The sequence below is a fragment of the Moraxella equi genome (assembly GCF_002027555.1).
Classification (GTDB): domain Bacteria; phylum Pseudomonadota; class Gammaproteobacteria; order Pseudomonadales; family Moraxellaceae; genus Moraxella; species Moraxella equi.
In genome coordinates this window covers 1-16900 of sequence record NZ_MXAP01000054.1, presented here as the reverse complement: position 1 = coordinate 16900, position 16900 = coordinate 1, and the positions used below count along the sequence as shown (strand labels likewise).

The following is a 16900-nucleotide window of genomic DNA, read 5'->3' as shown; positions in this document are numbered from 1 at the left end:
TGAAAAACCCATATTTGGCCATATGGGTTTTTTGGTATTGTGCTTGTCTTAGTGTCCAGACATGGCTTGTTCGTTGATTTGCACTTCTTTGGTATCACGCAAGTAGTGCAAATAATCTTGGAGTTGGTCTTGACCGACATTATCACGGATGATTTGTGATGCTGACAGACGTTCTGCATCCGAGATTTGGGCGGTTGCCGTGCTTTGGGCTTTATCGCCCACCATGACACTCGCCCCTGCGTCCGTCTCTACCACCCAAGCACTCATGCCATCTTTGTTATGTACAAACAGACTGGCACGCTCGGCAGGCAGTAGCTCTGGGCTTTGGCGAGTGACCACACCTAGACGCTGGGCAGACTTGGCAAGGGTCGCCGGATCTTCTTTGACACGAGCGTTGGCTGTGTCTAGGGCAAGTTTGATGGCTTTTTGTTTGGTTAGGGTCGCCTTGATTTGCTCACTCGCTTCTGCCAATGTCAGCTCTCTGGCATCTTGGTGGTTGGTCGGCTGTACCCACACCGTTTTGTCAGCGAGCGTGATGTTGGGGCTAACCGATTGGTCGCTGATGGCAAAGTCGTCAAAAGCCGCCGACACCACCACAGGAGCGGACAGCTCGCTGGTGTTGTTATCCTTGGTATAGCCTTTAATGCTACGGGCGGTCAGTCCCGTCTCTTGGGCGATGTCGCTAATGCCCATGCTGTCGGTCGCCATGGTATTGATTTTGGTAATCATCTCGTTCATGGCATTGGCACGTTTACGCTCGGTCGCTCGTTTGGTTAGCTCATCACGCATGCTATCAAGGCTTGGGGCATCGCCCATTTTGGTGACTTTAAAGATGTGATAGCCAAACCCTGTCTGCACAGGCTCGCTCACGCCCCCTGCTGTCAGCCTACTGATGGCATTCTCCACAGCACTGCTACTGTCGCCAAAAAAGGCAGGGTTATAGCTTCCGATGTCGCCACCGCTCTCACCTGTGGGGTCATCCGAATGTGCTCTGGCAAGTGCTTCAAAAGACTCGCCTGCATCAAGTTTTGCTTTGATGTCTTTGGCACGACGCTCGGCATTATCTCCCGTCAAGAGAATATGCGACAACTGTCTGCCGTCGCCCTGACCTTGTAGGCTGGCTTGATATTCTGCACGAATCTCATCTTCGCTCACAGCATCCACTTTAATGTCAGCATCGCTTAGAGTGACATAAGCCAAATCCACGCTTGGCGACTGAATCATGTCTTTTTTATTGGCGTTATAATAAGCCTCAATCTCAGCAGGGCTAACCGTCACTTTATCGGCAAAATCCTGCCAGTTATAACGCACCACCCACGCTTCACGGCTTTGGGTTTGCAGGTCTATCAAGCGACTGATTTGGCTGTCAGGATAAACAGCCGTTCCCAAAATACTGCTCGTGAGCTGTCGTAGCGACAACTGCGTGCGAAACATGGTAAAGAGCATGTCCTTGGTCATGCCACGGCTTTGTAAATACTGAGCAAACACATCATTAGAAAATTTGCCGTTAGCATCATGGAAAGTCGGGTCAGCTTGTAGTAGACGAGTAATGGCATCATCAGAGACCGTCATACCAAAAAACTGAGCTTGGTTTTCTAACAACGCTCTGTCAATCATGCTGTCTAACACTTCATCGTTTAGGGCTTTATCATTAATCAGACTGCCATCCACTTGTTCAAGCAGGCGAGCCCGATAATTATTGACCTCTGACTGAAAAGTTGTGGTATCAATGGCAGTATCGCCCACTTTGACGATTTGGTTGGGGGCAATCTGCCCACCACCGCTAAATGACTGCACACCCAAAAATGCCATGGGGACAAGTGTTAAAATAAGTACCGCCTTACCCGCCCAGCTTTGCAGGAAGTTACGCATTTTTTCCATAATACATCACTTTTTTAATAAAATCACAAAAACTCTTTATGATACAACATTTTGATGAAATTCTCAAAAAATTTCCGATAAATTCATGACATTTCACAACTGGCAACCAAGCCATCACGCCAATAGCTGTGGGAATATCGCCCGTAGTCCATTAACCAAAATCTCAATCGCCACCGCCGCAAGAAGCATGCCCATGATACGACTTAGGATGTTCAGCCCTGTCTCGCCCAAAAAGCGACTGATTCGCCCTGCCGCCATCAGCGACCCATAGCAAATAAGACTGATACACAGTCCTGCCGCCAAAATCATGCCTACCTGAAACACACCTTTAACCTGACTTGAATAGATGATGACAGTCGAAATACCCCCCGGCCCTATCATCATCGGAATGGCAAGAGGCACAACCGCTGATGCTGTCAAGGATGAGCTCACTTCCACTTCTTCTTCGTTAGGCTTGACAGGGTTGCCACCACCATTCATCATATTAATGGCAATCAAAAACACCAAAATCCCGCCTGCCACCTGAAACGACCCCACCGAAATGCCAAGAACTTTTAGCAGGCTCTCACCTAAAATGGTAAAAAAGGCAATGCCAATAAACACCGTCACACAGGCGATTTGGGCGACTTTTTGGCGGTCTTTGGCAGGATAGCCTTTGGTTAGGTTCAAAAATAGCCCCAAGGCACTAAACGGATTTATCAGCACCACAAAGGCAAGAATGATTTTGATGAGTTCGGTGTCCATGAGATGTCCTTCTAGGCGTGTGACTTGGCAATGAATGTATGATAAAACAGGCAAGGGCGTATTTTATCATGACTTTGCTTTTTTCCCAATGATAAACATGAGAATTTTTATCATGCCTATATCCATATTTTTCTGATACTTGGGTTTTAAAAACATGGGCAAACTGAATATCGATAACGTTTTTATAAATATAATAGTTTAACAACTTAAATCCATTTTGCATGAAAATGACTACATTTTTCCGCATCAAAAACTTGCGATTCTCCTGCTTTTAAACAAGCATTTTTCATTGCCAATATTCAATGCACCCTAGAGAAGCGTTAATTATTTCTCATCAAAAACACCCATAAAAAACGCCCTGACATCAGAGCGTTTTTGTTGTTTTAACAGATGATTATTCTTGCAAATAACCAATCAAGCGTAAAAATTCAACGTACATCCACACCAGCGTTGCTAACACGCCAATGCCATAGACCCATTCAAACTCTTTGTTCACGCCATACATGGCACCATCTTCGATGTTTTTAAAATCAATTAACAAAAAGAAAGAAGCGATGAGCGTGGTAAAAACACTAAACCCAATGGCAATCATACCGCCACCGAACAGATGTGGGATCGAGCTACCAAACACCAGCGACATAATCCACTGAATGGCATAAACAATCATGATGGCGATAGAGGCAGATATCACCAATGAGCGGAATTTTTCGGTAACTTTAATGATACCCGTAGTATAAAGGGTCAGCATGACCGCCCCAGTAACAAAAGTTGCTGATAAGGCAAGCAGTGGCACGCTTGGGGCTTTATAAAAGGCAAAAGCAGAGGCAACACCGATAAATACGCCTTCTAGCAGGGCATAAGGCACAGCAAGTGTTTTGGCCAGATGTGGCTTAAAGGCAGTGGCGAGACCTAAACCCATGGTAACCAACATGGCAACCACCGCCAAGCCCATTAATACTCCTGATGACACGCCACTCATCAAAGCAAAGAAAAACATTCCAAAGCCCGAAACAGCAGAAATGCCAAGCAGTAGAGCAGTCTTTTTGACCACACCATTGACCGTCATCGGTACATCACCTGCCAGTAGTTCGGTACGACTAACAATAGGGTTTGCCATAATTTTCCTTATATAAAAATTAAGAATAGATTGATAAATTGAGAATTAAAACAGTTTGGTGTTTTATACTATATTTGCTTTTAAAAATCAAGTATTTTTGCCATTTTAATAAAACAGCATGGGTATTTTTTTGATTAATGGGGATGGTAGTATCATTTACAAGCTTTATGGGTTTTTACTTGTAGTCTGGACGGAGTTTAGTTATCATATACTTTTTATGTTTTAAAGACAATAACACCATCATGAGCGAAACCGCCATTTCACCGACATCTTTTAATATCCAAAAGAGCCATTTCAAACGCATTGGACTCATGGGGCGTGCCGGCAAAAAAAGCATCATCACCACATTAAACGAACTCATTAACCTGCTGTCAGAGTGGGGACTAGAAATCACCATTGACACCAGCACCGCCAGCATTGAGGGTATACATATTGATTTTGATAGAGATGACAACCCCATCAAAATCGTGCCACGTGGTCGCATGGGCGAGCATTGCGACTTGGTCATGGTGGTCGGTGGCGACGGCTCTATCTTGCAGGCGGGTTCTCTCTTGGCAGGAACGGGCGTGCCAGTACTCGGGGTCAATCGTGGGCGACTGGGGTTTTTGGCGGACATCAACCCTGAGCGTTTGGAGACGGAGCTATCAGAAGTCTTTGCTGGCGAGTATCACACCGATGAGCGTTTTTTGTTAAAAATGCAGGTACTCGGGCGAGATGATGACGGCAACACGCAAGTGTTTCATGAAAGCTATGCCCTAAATGATGTGGTGTTACACGCAGGTAAATCAGTGCATACCATTGATTTTAAACTACAAATTGATGACATTGATGTCTATCGTCAGCATGCTGATGGGCTGATTGTGGCAACCCCAACGGGTTCTACCGCCTATTCGCTCTCAGCAGGAGGCCCTATCATTCATCCAAGCCTAGATGCCATTTGTCTGGCTCCCATGCACCCGCACACACTGTCTAGTCGCCCCATCGTGGTTGCAGGCACCAGCAAAATCACCATCAAAATCCACAAAGACAACCGTACTCAGCCCATGGTCAGCTCTGACGGCGAAGCAAGCGTACCGCTAGACAACGACCAAACCCTACTCATCACCAAGCACGACAAATCCCTAATCCTACTGCACCCCTTGGACGTGGATTTTTACCAAGCCTGTCGCACTAAGCTTAATTGGAGCTTATATACCGAAGAATTTTCATTAAAAGATGAGTAAGGCTTACTACTCATAACTTTGTGCCATCTCAAAACTGGGGCGAGATTCACAATATGCCAGCCAGTTATGGACATGTACCCATTTATCAGACAACCCACCCGATTTTTTCATCTGAGCAATGCCAAAATGCAGATGAATGTCCACGGCACCAAACACCCCCTGCCCTGTCCCCGACAGATAATGCCGATTCGCCAAATGCTTATTTAATAAAGTCAGTGCCTTATCTACATTAGGCGAGATAAAAGAGTTCTCAACGCCCTTTTGCACACCCCTAATGATAGGACGGATAAAAAATGGCGACTTTTGTACGATTTTAGAAAACACCAGTCGCATGACCAAGTTAGGCATGAGCGAGCTTTCGGCGAAATGCAACCAAAACGTATAGTCCTCCCACGTCTCATCGGCGGGCGATAATTTGCCGTCCGTGTCATAATATCGTAACAGATATTCAATGATAAAGCCCGACTCGGCAAGCGTCCGCCCATGGGTTTCATCTACCAAAATCGGGGCTTTACCCATGGGGTGAATTTCTGTTAGCTGCCTTGGGGCAAGGTGGCTTTTGGTGCGGTTGTGTTTGATGACACGAAAGGGCGTGCCATATAAGGCGTTTAGTTCGCACAATAGCCATAAAATACGAAACGAGCGAGATTGGTTAAGATGATGAAGAGTGAGCATGGGGTTTTCCTGTTGTTGTGAGAATTATTAGTAGCGAACTATCAGTTTTATACGGTTTTGTAGGGGCGTGTTGCACACGCCCGTGATGATACGTTGATGTTTATAGGGCGTGCAGAGCCAGCCCCTACGGTAGTATTAAATAGATACAATAGCGATTATTAGGGTGTGCCTGCCCTTTATAACACAATTTAAAACATAGAAATGTTTTAGAAATGAAACAATGTTTTTGCATGAAAAATGGCTAAATCTTGTTTTTCATAATAAAAGCTTGTTTGATAGAATGACTATCAAACCTCACTTTTTCCTTGAAAAACGGGCGATTTTCCTGCTTTTTTTAAACGGGCATTTTTCATTGCAAATACAAAAGGCAGGCACGCCCTAAAAAAATGTTATGTTTTGGAACAAATATACCAAAACAAAAAGCACAACTTATGTCATGCTTTTTATCAATCTTTTATAATGCCATGCTGTCATCGGTTTTGTGATAATTACGGTTAAAATAGGTCAATGCCTTATCGCTGTCGCCTTGACGAATGGCGATAATCTCACAAATGAACACCCCATGCGTGCCAACTTCTTTAATCTCGCTAATCTTGCAATCAAAGCTCATCAAGGCATCAGACAGCATTGGCGAGCCTGTGGCAAGTCTCTCCCAAGTGCCATGCTCAAAACGCTCATCAGAATTTAGCGGTGATGCGAACGTATTAGATAGATGCGACTGCTCAGCGGTCAGGGTATTGACCATAAGCACGCCATTTTTAACAAAATTGTTATAAAAACCGATATTTGTATTCATACACACAAGCAAAGTCGGAGGCGTGTCGGTAACGCTACATACTGCCGATGCCGTAAAGCCATGTCGCCCTGCCACACCGTCTGTTGTTATCACGTGAACGGCGGTGGTGAGTTTTGCCATTGCGTCTTTAAAATCTGTTACTGATACCATTGTTATTTTCTTAAAATTATTTTATAAATATAAATGTTGGATTTTCATACAGAAAACCCAACATTCATTTGATTTGGCTGATTATTTACCTGACAACTCATTACGGATAATCTTCGCCCCTTCGCTAAGAGCGTGCAACTTACCACGAGCCACCGTGCGAGACAGGGGAGCCATACCGCAGTTGGTGCTTGGGTAGAGCTTATCGGCGTCCACAAATTGCAAGGCTTTACGCAAAGTATCTGCCACTTGCTCGGGTGTTTCAATCTCATTGGTCGCCACGTCAATCGCCCCAACCATGACCGTTTTGCCACGAATCAGCTCAATCAAATCCATCGGCACACGAGAATTTTGGCATTCTAGTGAGATGATGTCAATTTTGGATTGTTGCAGTTTTGGGAAACTCTCTTCGTATTGTCGCCATTCATTGCCAAGCGTTTGTTTCCAATCGGTGTTCGCCTTAATGCCATAGCCGTAGCAGATATGTACCGCTGTTTGGCATTTTAGCCCGGAGATGGCACGCTCCAAAGTTGCCACGCCCCAATCGTTTAGCTCATCAAAAAACACATTAAACGCAGGCTCATCAAACTGAATAATATCCACGCCTGCCGCTTCTAGCTCTTTTGCTTCTTCATTTAGGATTTTGGCAAATTCCCACGCGAGCTTCTCACGGCTCTTGTAATGAGCGTCATACAAGGTATCAATCATCGTCATGGGGCCCGGCAGAGCCCATTTGATGAGCTTGTCGGTATGCTGACGCAAAAATTTGGCATCGTCCACAAACACCGATTTTGGGCGAGACACGTCGCCTACCACGCTAGGCACAGACGCATCATAGCGGTTACGAATACGGACGGTTTCACGCTTATTAAAATCCACGCCGTCCAAATGCTCAATAAACGTGGTTACAAAATGCTGACGGGTCTGCTCGCCATCGCTAACGATATCAATGCCTGCACGGGTCTGCTCGGCAAGCGACACCAAAAGTGCGTCTTGCTTGGCTTGGCGTAGCTCATCGCCTTCAAATTTCCATTCTGACCACAGTTTTTCGGGTTCGGCAAGCCAAGATGGTTTTGGCAGACTGCCTGCGGTAGAGGTGGGAAGTAAAATTTTGCTCATTGTGTTTTCCTAAATTAAAATTTGCATTATACCAAAAAAAATTCAAATCAACCGACAATTAAATCGGTTGATTGAAATTCATCCTTTATTTTTCGGCAAGCCAAGCGTCCAAAATCTCTTTATACGGCTTGATAAATTGCTCTTCGGCAAGTTTGCCTTGTTTTACCGCCAAGTCGTTACGCTCCACACGGTCATAATCCACTTTTGGCACAGCATAATCTTCATAAGTCAGACTGCCCTTGTACACTTGTCCTGCAACCGAGTTGGCACTATAAATCTCTGGGCGATAGATACGCTGGAACGCTTCCATGGTCGCAATCGTACTGATGAGCTCTAAGTTGGTGTAATCATTCAATAAATCGGCATTTTCATCAAAATAAAACGCATACGGAGCAACCGATTTTGGTGGCATAAAGTAACGCACTTTTAAGCCCATTTTGGCAAAATATTCATCGGTCAATGAATAGTCATTTTGCACATATTCCACGCCCAAAATCGGGTGTGTGTTGGTGGTTCTGTGGTAGGTGCGAGTGGTCGCAACACTAAGGCACAGTACGGGCGGTTTTTTGGATTGGGCTTTGTACTCTTCGGACGCAACCATGAATTTGAACAATTTGCCATGCAAATCGCCATAGCCTTCTGGTACGCTAAATTCAGGCTTGTCTTTGTTGTACTCACGAAGTAGCACGCTAAAATCATAATCACGGACAAACGATGAAAAGCTGTTACCGATGATGCCGTCAATGGTTTTGCCTGTTTTGTAGTCAAGTATGGACGTTTTTAGCCATTCCAATCCTGAGAAAAATTCGCCCTTGCCCGCCACGTCAATGTCAATAGACACAATGTCAATCAGCACCGAATAGCGGTCGTTGGTTGGGTTGTCCCAAGTCGCCAAATCGTTAAAACGGTTGTTAATCATTCTAATGGCATTTTGTAGGTTTTGTTTGCGGTTTTCGCCACGAGCTAGGTTAGCAAAGTTGGTGGTCAAACGAGTGCTACTGGCAGGCTCATAGTTTTCATCAAAACGCTGGGTATGCACTCGGCATTGAAATTGTGCGGTCATTTTTTCACCTTGCGGGGTTGTTTTTGGAATGGGTGTAGGGCGTGCTGAACCTTTATAACACATTTTACATTTTAAAAAATTTTAGGTATGAACAATGTTTTTGCATGAAAAATGGCTAAATCTTGTTTTTCATCGCAAATACAAAGATTCAACACGCCATATTAAACCACATTTTCTTGATGAAAAAAACTGATATATTTTTAAAAAAAGTTGAAAAAAATTCAGGTTAAGACCAATAAAGGCAAAACACATTTATACACCCAATAACACGCCCAACAAAAAGGCGGACATCAATCCGCCTTTTTTATCATTCACTGTCTTGACTTGTTTCTGTCATCTCGCCAAGTTCGCTATCACTATCATCATCGCTTGGCTCTTCATGCTACACACACGCAAGCCCCACCAGCGTTTCGCTCTCGCCAATGCGAATGAGCTTGACCCCTTGGGCGTTACGTCCTGCGATTGCGATTTGGGCGACAGGCGTACGCACCAGCGTGCCTTTATCAGAGATTAAAATCACGTCTTCATCGCCTGTTACCGCCACCGCCTTGACAAGCTGACCGTTACGCTCTGATGTCTTAATGGCAATCACGCCTTGACCGCCACGCCCTTTGGTCGGATAGTCGTCAATCGGAGTGCGTTTGCCGTAGCCGTTTTCGCACGCTGTCAAAATCTCGCCTGCTTGCGGGGCAACCACGAGCGACACCACACGGCTGACCGACACCACGCTGTCATTATCACTATCATCGGTATCATCATCGGTCGGCTCATCATCGTCTAAGCCGAGACTGGCTAAGAGATTGACACGGATACCACGTACGCCCTTGGCAGTACGTCCCATGGCACGAATGGCGGATTCTTTAAAACGAATGGCTTTACCTTCGTTGGAGAACAGCATAATCTGTTGCTCGCCGTCCGTAATCGCCACGCCAATCAAGGTATCACCGTCCACAAGGTCAATCGCTCTTAGCCCGTTGGCACGCAAATTGGCAAATTGCGACAATGCCACACGCTTGACCGTACCGCTTGCCGTGGCAAAAAACACAAATTTACCGTCATCAGCCAGACTCTCCACGGGCAAAATGGCGGTTACGCTCTCACTGGGGTCAATGTTGATAAGATTAACAAGTGGTCTGCCCTTTGAGCCACGAGAGGCAATAGGCACTTCAAAGCCACGCAAGCCAAACACTCGCCCTGTGTTGGTAAAGCACAAAATATGGGCGTGCGTACTGGTAACTAATAAATGCTCAATCACGTCATCTTCTTTCATGGCGGTCGCTGATTTGCCTTTTCCGCCACGTTTTTGGGCTTGGTAGTCGCTCACGGCTTGGGTTTTGGCATAGCCTGTATGCGACACGGTCATGACCACCATCTGCTCTGGGATTAAATCTTCACGGCTAAAATCGGCTCGTGCGTCCACAATATCGGTCTTACGCTCATCGCCAAAATCATCACGAATCTGGATAAGCTCCGCCTTAATCACGCCCATGAGCTTATCAAAATCCGCCAAAATCATCTGTAAGCGTGCAATCTCGCCCAAAATCTCTTGGTATTCTTTGGACAATTTGTCCTGCTCCAAGCCTGTCAAGCGGTGCAGTTGCATATCCAAAATGGCGTTTACTTGGTCGGGCGATAGGCGGTATTCTTTGTCATCATTGATAAGCCCAAACGGTGCGTTTAAGTCCTCACCTTCGATGATGTCGGGGCGAATAGACGTTGCCCCTGCATTTTTTAGCATGGCAACCACATTGCCCGCCTGCCAGATACGCCCAAGCAGGTTTTCACGAGCCTCAGAGCGGTTGGCGGACTTTTTAATGGTCTCAATGATGTCATCAATATTGGCAAGAGCAATGGTCAAGCCCTCTAACAAATGCCCACGAGCTTTGGCTTTATTAAGCTCAAAAATGGTACGGCGTGTAACAACCTCTTGGCGATGACGGATAAAGCTGGCAATCAAATCATGCAAGGTCATAAGGCGTGGCTGTCCGTTGTCAAGAGCAACCATGTTAATACTAAAACTGGACTCTAAGGGTGTTTGCAAAAATAGATTGTTTACCACAACTTCGGCATTTTCGCCACGTCTTAGGTCAATGGCAATCCGCATACCCTCTTTGTCAGACTCGTCACGCACGCCTGTGATACCGTCTAATTTTTTGTCATTGACAAGTTGGGCAATTTGCTCAATGAGTTTGGCTTTATTGACTTGATAAGGAATCTCGGTAAAGACAATGCGTTCACGGTCTTTGCTTGCCCCTTCCATATTCTCAATGACATAACGCCCACGAATGTGCAGTCGCCCTTTGCCTGTGCGATAAGCGTCAAAAATACCGCTTCGCCCATAGATGATACCGCCTGTGGGGAAATCAGGCCCGCTGATGTGGCTGGCTAGCTCATCGCCATCAATCTGCGGATTGTCGGCATAAGCAAGACAAGCGTTTACCACTTCGGTCAGGTTGTGCGGTGCCATGTTGGTCGCCATACCCACCGCAATGCCCGTTGCTCCATTGACAAGCAGGTTTGGCACGCGGGCAGGTAGCACAGACGGCATTTTTTCGGAGCCGTCATAGTTATCCTCCCAGTCCACCGTGTCTTTGTCAAGGTCGGCAAGCATTTGGTGCGTGAGTTTTTGCATACGCACTTCGGTATAACGCATGGCAGCAGGTGGGTCGCCGTCCACCGAACCGAAGTTACCCTGTCCGTCCACCATCATATACCGCATAGAAAACGGTTGGGCAAGACGCACAATGGCATCATACACGGCAGTGTCGCCGTGGGGGTGATATTTACCGATAACATCGCCCACGACACGGGCAGATTTTTTGTAGGGTTTGTTATAATCGTTGGACAGCTCGTGCATGGCGTACATCACACGGCGGTGAACAGGCTTTAAGCCATCTCGCACATCAGGCAAGGCACGAGAGACGATGACGCTCATCGCATAGTCAAGGTAGGACTGCTTTAATTCATCAACAATCCCAATGGGGGTTACGCTATCGGTCATAATTTTTCCAAGTAACACACATAAAGGCGACATTATAGCACAAAATGGCAAAAATGGCGAATTTTACGCCATAAAATTTGGGCTTTTTATTTTAAAAAATCATTAAAAATCAATATGTTAAAACTTTATGATTTGGCGGTTTTTTAGAATTTTTAAAACTTAGGGCGTGTTGAATGTTGGTACTTGCAATGAAAAATGAGAGAAATCGCCCGTTTTTCAAGGAAAAGTCCGCACTTGATATTGAAATATCAACAAGGATTTTGACGATGAAAAACAAGATTTAGCCATTTTTCATGCAAAAATGGGTTGAAATTGTCAAATTTTCATCATTACCTTGTAAAAAAATGTTATCAATATTCAACACGCCCCAACAATACACTTGAATAAATCGCAAAAATTTGCTAATATATCGGCTTTATTGTGTTAGGCAACGTGTCTCCTTTATTTTATTGGGTAATTCGGTGGCTGCCTGAATTATCGCCTACACTAAGTTATCTTTTATCCATTTTTACTTTTTGTAAGGAAATCATCATGGCAAACTCAGCCCAAGCTCGTAAACGTGCACGCCAAAACGTCAAACGCCGTGCCCAAAACGCCTCTCAACGTTCTATGGTTCGTACCTACATCAAGCGTGTGGTATCTGCCATCGAATCTAAGTCTTATGACCTAGCAACCGAAGCCTACGCCAAAGCCGTTCCTGTGATTGACCGCATGGCTGACAAAGGCATCATTCACAAAAACAAAGCCGCTCGTCATAAGAGCCGTCTAAACAAAGCCATCAAAGCCCTAAAAGCTTAATCAGCACTCATGCCAGTTTTGGTAACAGACTTAAAAAGACCTTAATATTAATTAAGGTCTTTTTTATTTTAAAGTGGTAGATTTTGTGTTAAAATTTGTGCGTTTTTTCGCCTTTATTTTGCTTTTATCCTGCCCTTTTCAAGGGGTTATAAGAATTTGTAAGGACGCACCATGTCAGACACCCCACCCCAAACCAACCCCCCCACCCCAAACCAACTCCCAAAGCCTGCCCCACTCACCCATCAGCTAAATCGTGAAGCCAAATGGTCTTTGTATCTGACCTTGCTGTATATGGCAGGTTGGGTGATTTTTGCCTATTTTATGCCAGCAGGGACGGGACTTTTGGGCTTGCCGTTGTGGTTTGAGTTAAGCTGCGTGTTTTTGCCCCTGATTTTTATTTTAATCAGTATGGCGGTGTTAAAGGCGGTTTATCAGGAAGTGGATTTGGACGGTGAATTAAGTAACGAATTAAATCACAATGCCAAACAAGGGGGCAATGCATGAATTTAAATATTCAAATTTTAATCCCCCTTGTCCTGTATCTATTTTTTGTGTTTGGCGTGGCGTGGCACGCTTATCAAAAACGCAAAACGGGCGAATTTTTAAATGAATACTATATCGGCTCTCGCTCCATGGGTGGATTTGTGCTTGCCATGACGACTGTGGCGACTTATGTGTCGGCAAGCTCGTTCATCGGTGGACCGGGGGCGGCGTATAAATTTGGCTTAGGCTGGGTGCTACTGTCCATGATACAAATCCCTGCAATCTGGCTTACGCTTGGCACGCTTGGCAAAAAATTTGCCATGCTCGCTCGCCAAACAGGTAGTATTACCATCAATGACCTGCTATTTGCCCGTTATCAAAATAAAGTCGTGGTGTGGCTTGCGTGTGTCTCGCTCCTACTGGCGTTTTTTGGCATGATGGTGGTGCAGTTTATTGGGGCAGGTCGTCTGCTTGAAACGACACTGGGTCTGCCTTATGAATTATCCATTGGTGTGTTTGCCCTTGTGATTGGGCTTTATACCTTTATTGGTGGGTTTCGAGCGGTGGTCTTGACCGACACCGTGCAGGGGCTTGTCATGCTCATCGGCACCATGCTCCTACTTGGGGCAACGCTTGTCGCCACAGGGGGCATAGACAACGCCATGACAACCCTGCACGCCATTGACCCACGCCTACTGACCCCCACAGGCGTTGATGATAAACTGTCGGCAACGTTTATGCTGTCGTTTTGGGTGCTGGTGTGTTTTGGTCTCATTGGTCTGCCCCATACGGCGGTGCGGGCGATGGCGTATAAGGACAGTCTCTCGCTACATCGGGGGATACTTGTCGGGACAGTGGTGATGACGGTGCTGGTCTTGGGTATGCACCTAGCAGGGGTCTTGGCTCGTGCGGTCGTGCCTGAGCTTGATGTGCCTGATAAAGTCATTCCCACGCTCATGATGACGGTGCTACCGCCCTTTGTGGTAGGGATATTTTTGGCAGCTCCGATGGCGGCGATTATGTCATCCATTGATTCGATGCTGATACAGTCGTCAAGCACGCTGATTAAGGATTTGTATTTATCTATCAAACCTGACGCTGTCCATAATGAAGTCAAAATCAAACGCTACTCCACCACGCTAACGCTTGGCTTTACCGTGATTTTGGCGGTTGTTGCCATGCTAAATCCGCCAGATATGCTCATTTGGCTAAATTTGCTGTCCTTTGGTGGATTAGAGGCGACTTTCTTGTGGGTGCTGGTCTTTGGGCTGTATTACAAAAAGGCCAATGCCACAGGGGCGATATGGTCTATGGTGGCAGGTCTGACGAGCTATGTCATCATCGCCTATTTTAAAATCGCCTTATGGGATTTGCACGCTGTCGTGCCTGCGTTAGTGATTGGTTTGGTGGCATTTTTGGTGGGGAATAAGGTGGGGGAGATAAAAAAGGTGTGATGTTAGGACATACCTGCCTTTTGTATTTGCAATGAAAAATGTCTGTTTAAAAAAGCAGGGAGTCGCACGTTTTTCAAGGAAAAAGTGAAGTTTGATAGTCGTTCTACCAAACAAGCTTTTATTATGAAAAACAAGATTTAGCCATTTTTCATGCAAAAACACCATTTTATTTCTATAAAATTTCTAAATTTTAAATTGTGTTATAAAGGTTAGGCACGCCCTAAAATCTACACAGTTAAGTGGTCGGATAGTCATGCTTCATGTAAAAATTGATAAAGTATAAATTTTCATCTTATTGTATAAAAATATCATCAATGTTCAACACACCCTAGACATACTGCAAAGTAAAATGTTTATACGTTCAGACCCTGATATTTTGAGTTTAAAAATTGAAAAATGCTGCAAAACCATTATTTCACAGTGACTCTGTTGTTATGAAAAACACAAAAACCAACACATCCCAACAAAAAAAACGCCCAATATCCATTGAGCGATTTTTGTTTTATAAACCATTAGACTCTAAACTGTGGGAGCAATGCAGGCACACCGGGGAACATACCTACCAAGCCCATGGCAATACACAGAATCACAAAACCTGCCACAGGGATAATCACACGTCCCATCAGACCAAGCTCAACACTACGTTTCTTGTCACCGATAAGACCTAAGTTGTCTAGCATCATGGTTAGCGACCAACCAAACACGGGATTCACCAGTGCTGATGAGAACACCACGATGGCAGCTGACTGAGTTGTCTTACCTGCACGAGTCATCTCCATGCCTGCTTCTAGTAGGGGTACAAATACCGCCACGATCAGAGCTGTGGAGAGCACAGGTTGCCATACCGCCAAGTCCATGGGATAACCCCAAATGGCTGCGACGATACAAAATACCGCAGTCAAGACAGCACCAGCAGGAATCGGACGTTTGGCGATGGACGCAGGCACGATGTAGGTACCCCATGATGATGTGAAGTTCGCCCCGCCCAGTGCCGAGCCCACCATTTGACGGATAGAGCACGTAATGGTCGTGTCATCAATATTCATGTGTGTACGTTCAGAGTGCTTAGGATAGCTGATTTGCTGGAATACTTTGTGTCCTAAGAAATCTGGTGGCCACATGGCAACCGCCAACACCGCAAAAGGAAACACCACGATAAAGGCTTTGGCATCGGGCAAACCTAGCGTCCAACCTGTATTCTCACCCCACCAGTAGGTCGGGCTAAGCGGTGGCAGTCCCGGCTCGGTCTTAAACTCAAAGGGAGCTCCCAAGATAAACGCCAAAAATCCTGCCAACGCACAGCCGATAGGCACCGCAAGCCAACGTTTTTGCCAATGTTCTAGCAAGGCATACATGACAATGGTTGACAAAATAATAATAAAGGCGATGTGTGGCAGACCAATTTTATCCGCCCACGCTATCATGTTTTTGACCTGAGCCATCAGCCCCACAAAACCCAGATAGAGTAGTAGCCCGCCTGCCACCCCGTTACTGGTAAGCTTGGACATGAGGCTGCCGCCTTTTAAGACCGCCATAATCAGTCCAAATACCCCGATGAGTACACCAAAAGCAAGTGGGTGCCCCCCTGCCGCCACCACAATAGGAATGAGCGGAATGAGAGGTCCGTGTGTGCCAGGCAAGTTGGATGTTGGCAGGAAAAATGCTGAGAAAATAAGTACAAAGATTGAAGCGATAATCATCTCATAGCGGACGTTTTGCAAGACAAAATCTTCGCCCAAACCAAGTGGTGCAGCAAAGGCAGCTGCCATCGCTCCTACCATGACGATTTTACCAATCATCCCCGCCATCGCAGGAATGGTATCTTCAAACTCAAAACGATAATCACGAAATGGCAAGTTCACGCCCCATCTTTTAGGTTTCATGATTTGCAATTCGTGTCTTAGATAAGCGTCACGAGACTCAAAGGCTGATGATGGCTTATGAAGCTCTTCATAGCTTTTGGTTGCGTATTCTCGGATTTGCTCTTCGGTTAAATCAGATTGAACATCACTCACAAATATCTCCTATCACTGTGAGAAAAATGCGTTTTAAAATCCTTGTTTTTTCATTTGTTCAAGTCTTGCATTCATCTGCACGCTCAAACAATGCCAAAAAACACTTTTTAAAACACTAAGCAATCTTGCCATTCCACCAATTCATTAATTATTTCTACAAGATAACACAAATATTTTTTGGGTTATTTTATAACAATAATTTAATAAATCAATCGTACTAGCAAGAGTGCGGTGCTGATTATAACTTTCTTTTTTGTGACTGTCATGTTTTATTTGTAAAAAATTATGAAATATTTGCTAAGTTACTAATTTTTAATGACATTAAATGACATTAAATGACATTACACCTAGGGCATGCCCACCATTGATATATACCAACCGAAC

The 16900-nt window shown here is 45.2% G+C and carries 13 protein-coding genes; 4 read left to right on the top strand and 9 right to left on the bottom strand.

What is annotated here, in order from left to right:
* Positions 1-48: 48 nt before the first annotated feature.
* The 3 genes from B5J93_RS05905 to B5J93_RS05895 all read right to left on the bottom strand — a co-directional run bounded on the left by B5J93_RS05905 (position 49) and on the right by B5J93_RS05895 (position 3742).
* Positions 49-1872, bottom strand: coding sequence for a SurA N-terminal domain-containing protein (locus B5J93_RS05905; protein WP_228144881.1), 1824 nt, complete (start codon positions 1870-1872; stop codon positions 49-51).
* 123 nt (positions 1873-1995) lie between these two features.
* Positions 1996-2625, bottom strand: coding sequence for a MarC family protein (locus B5J93_RS05900; RefSeq protein WP_079325453.1), 630 nt, complete (start codon positions 2623-2625; stop codon positions 1996-1998).
* Between the two features lie 394 nt (positions 2626-3019).
* Complete coding sequence (locus tag B5J93_RS05895) at positions 3020-3742, bottom strand: Bax inhibitor-1/YccA family protein (RefSeq protein WP_079325451.1); 723 nt, start codon at positions 3740-3742, stop codon at positions 3020-3022.
* A 242-nt stretch (positions 3743-3984) separates the two neighbouring features.
* Here B5J93_RS05895 and B5J93_RS05890 point away from each other — a divergent pair, with 242 nt between their 5' ends.
* Positions 3985-4965 carry an NAD(+) kinase gene (locus B5J93_RS05890; RefSeq protein ID WP_079325449.1) on the top strand — a complete coding sequence of 327 codons (981 nt, stop codon included), beginning with the start codon at positions 3985-3987 and terminating at the stop codon, positions 4963-4965.
* A 6-nt stretch (positions 4966-4971) separates the two neighbouring features.
* Here B5J93_RS05890 and B5J93_RS05885 read toward each other — a convergent pair whose 3' ends face one another.
* The 5 genes from B5J93_RS05885 to gyrA all read right to left on the bottom strand — a co-directional run bounded on the left by B5J93_RS05885 (position 4972) and on the right by gyrA (position 11766).
* Complete coding sequence (locus B5J93_RS05885; protein ID WP_079325447.1) at positions 4972-5640, bottom strand: glutathione S-transferase; 669 nt, start codon at positions 5638-5640, stop codon at positions 4972-4974.
* Positions 5641-6094: 454 nt separating this feature from the next.
* Positions 6095-6586, bottom strand: coding sequence for a flavin reductase (locus B5J93_RS05880; RefSeq protein WP_079325445.1), 492 nt, complete (start codon positions 6584-6586; stop codon positions 6095-6097).
* Between the two features lie 81 nt (positions 6587-6667).
* Positions 6668-7702, bottom strand: coding sequence for a methionine synthase (locus B5J93_RS05875; protein ID WP_079325443.1), 1035 nt, complete (start codon positions 7700-7702; stop codon positions 6668-6670).
* An 85-nt stretch (positions 7703-7787) separates the two neighbouring features.
* Positions 7788-8765, bottom strand: coding sequence for a DUF1852 domain-containing protein (locus B5J93_RS05870; protein ID WP_079325441.1), 978 nt, complete (start codon positions 8763-8765; stop codon positions 7788-7790).
* 382 nt (positions 8766-9147) lie between these two features.
* Entirely contained in the window at positions 9148-11766 is a 2619-nt protein-coding gene (gene gyrA / locus B5J93_RS05865; protein ID WP_079325439.1) for a DNA gyrase subunit A, read from the bottom strand.
* Positions 11767-12297: 531 nt separating this feature from the next.
* Here gyrA and rpsT point away from each other — a divergent pair.
* The 3 genes from rpsT to panF all read left to right on the top strand — a co-directional run bounded on the left by rpsT (position 12298) and on the right by panF (position 14501).
* On the top strand, positions 12298-12564 hold the full coding sequence (rpsT, locus tag B5J93_RS05860; RefSeq protein WP_062500380.1) for a 30S ribosomal protein S20: 267 nt from the start codon (positions 12298-12300) through the stop codon (positions 12562-12564).
* A 171-nt stretch (positions 12565-12735) separates the two neighbouring features.
* Positions 12736-13068 carry a YhdT family protein gene (locus tag B5J93_RS05855; RefSeq protein WP_079325438.1) on the top strand — a complete coding sequence of 111 codons (333 nt, stop codon included), beginning with the start codon at positions 12736-12738 and terminating at the stop codon, positions 13066-13068.
* Positions 13065-14501 (top strand): sodium/pantothenate symporter, encoded by a 1437-nt coding sequence (panF, locus tag B5J93_RS05850; RefSeq protein WP_079325436.1) that lies wholly within the window; start codon positions 13065-13067, stop codon positions 14499-14501. Before B5J93_RS05855 ends, panF begins: the two co-directional genes overlap by 4 nt.
* A gap of 512 nt (positions 14502-15013) precedes the next feature.
* On the opposite strand, the gene B5J93_RS05845 is transcribed toward panF, so the two are convergent.
* Positions 15014-16516: a DUF3360 family protein gene (locus tag B5J93_RS05845; protein ID WP_228144880.1), complete on the bottom strand. Its 1503-nt coding sequence runs from the start codon at positions 16514-16516 to the stop codon at positions 15014-15016.
* Between the last annotated feature and the right edge of the window lie 384 nt (positions 16517-16900).

Coding starts and splice junctions, on each gene's coding strand:
- B5J93_RS05905 (WP_228144881.1), bottom strand. CDS start 1,872: ATGCGTAACTTCCTGCAAAGCTGGGCGGGTAAGGCGGTACTTATTTTA.
- B5J93_RS05900 (WP_079325453.1), bottom strand. CDS start 2,625: ATGGACACCGAACTCATCAAAATCATTCTTGCCTTTGTGGTGCTGATA.
- B5J93_RS05895 (WP_079325451.1), bottom strand. CDS start 3,742: ATGGCAAACCCTATTGTTAGTCGTACCGAACTACTGGCAGGTGATGTA.
- B5J93_RS05890 (WP_079325449.1), top strand. CDS start 3,985: ATGAGCGAAACCGCCATTTCACCGACATCTTTTAATATCCAAAAGAGC.
- B5J93_RS05885 (WP_079325447.1), bottom strand. CDS start 5,640: ATGCTCACTCTTCATCATCTTAACCAATCTCGCTCGTTTCGTATTTTA.
- B5J93_RS05880 (WP_079325445.1), bottom strand. CDS start 6,586: ATGGTATCAGTAACAGATTTTAAAGACGCAATGGCAAAACTCACCACC.
- B5J93_RS05875 (WP_079325443.1), bottom strand. CDS start 7,702: ATGAGCAAAATTTTACTTCCCACCTCTACCGCAGGCAGTCTGCCAAAA.
- B5J93_RS05870 (WP_079325441.1), bottom strand. CDS start 8,765: ATGACCGCACAATTTCAATGCCGAGTGCATACCCAGCGTTTTGATGAA.
- gyrA (WP_079325439.1), bottom strand. CDS start 11,766: ATGACCGATAGCGTAACCCCCATTGGGATTGTTGATGAATTAAAGCAG.
- rpsT (WP_062500380.1), top strand. CDS start 12,298: ATGGCAAACTCAGCCCAAGCTCGTAAACGTGCACGCCAAAACGTCAAA.
- B5J93_RS05855 (WP_079325438.1), top strand. CDS start 12,736: ATGTCAGACACCCCACCCCAAACCAACCCCCCCACCCCAAACCAACTC.
- panF (WP_079325436.1), top strand. CDS start 13,065: ATGAATTTAAATATTCAAATTTTAATCCCCCTTGTCCTGTATCTATTT.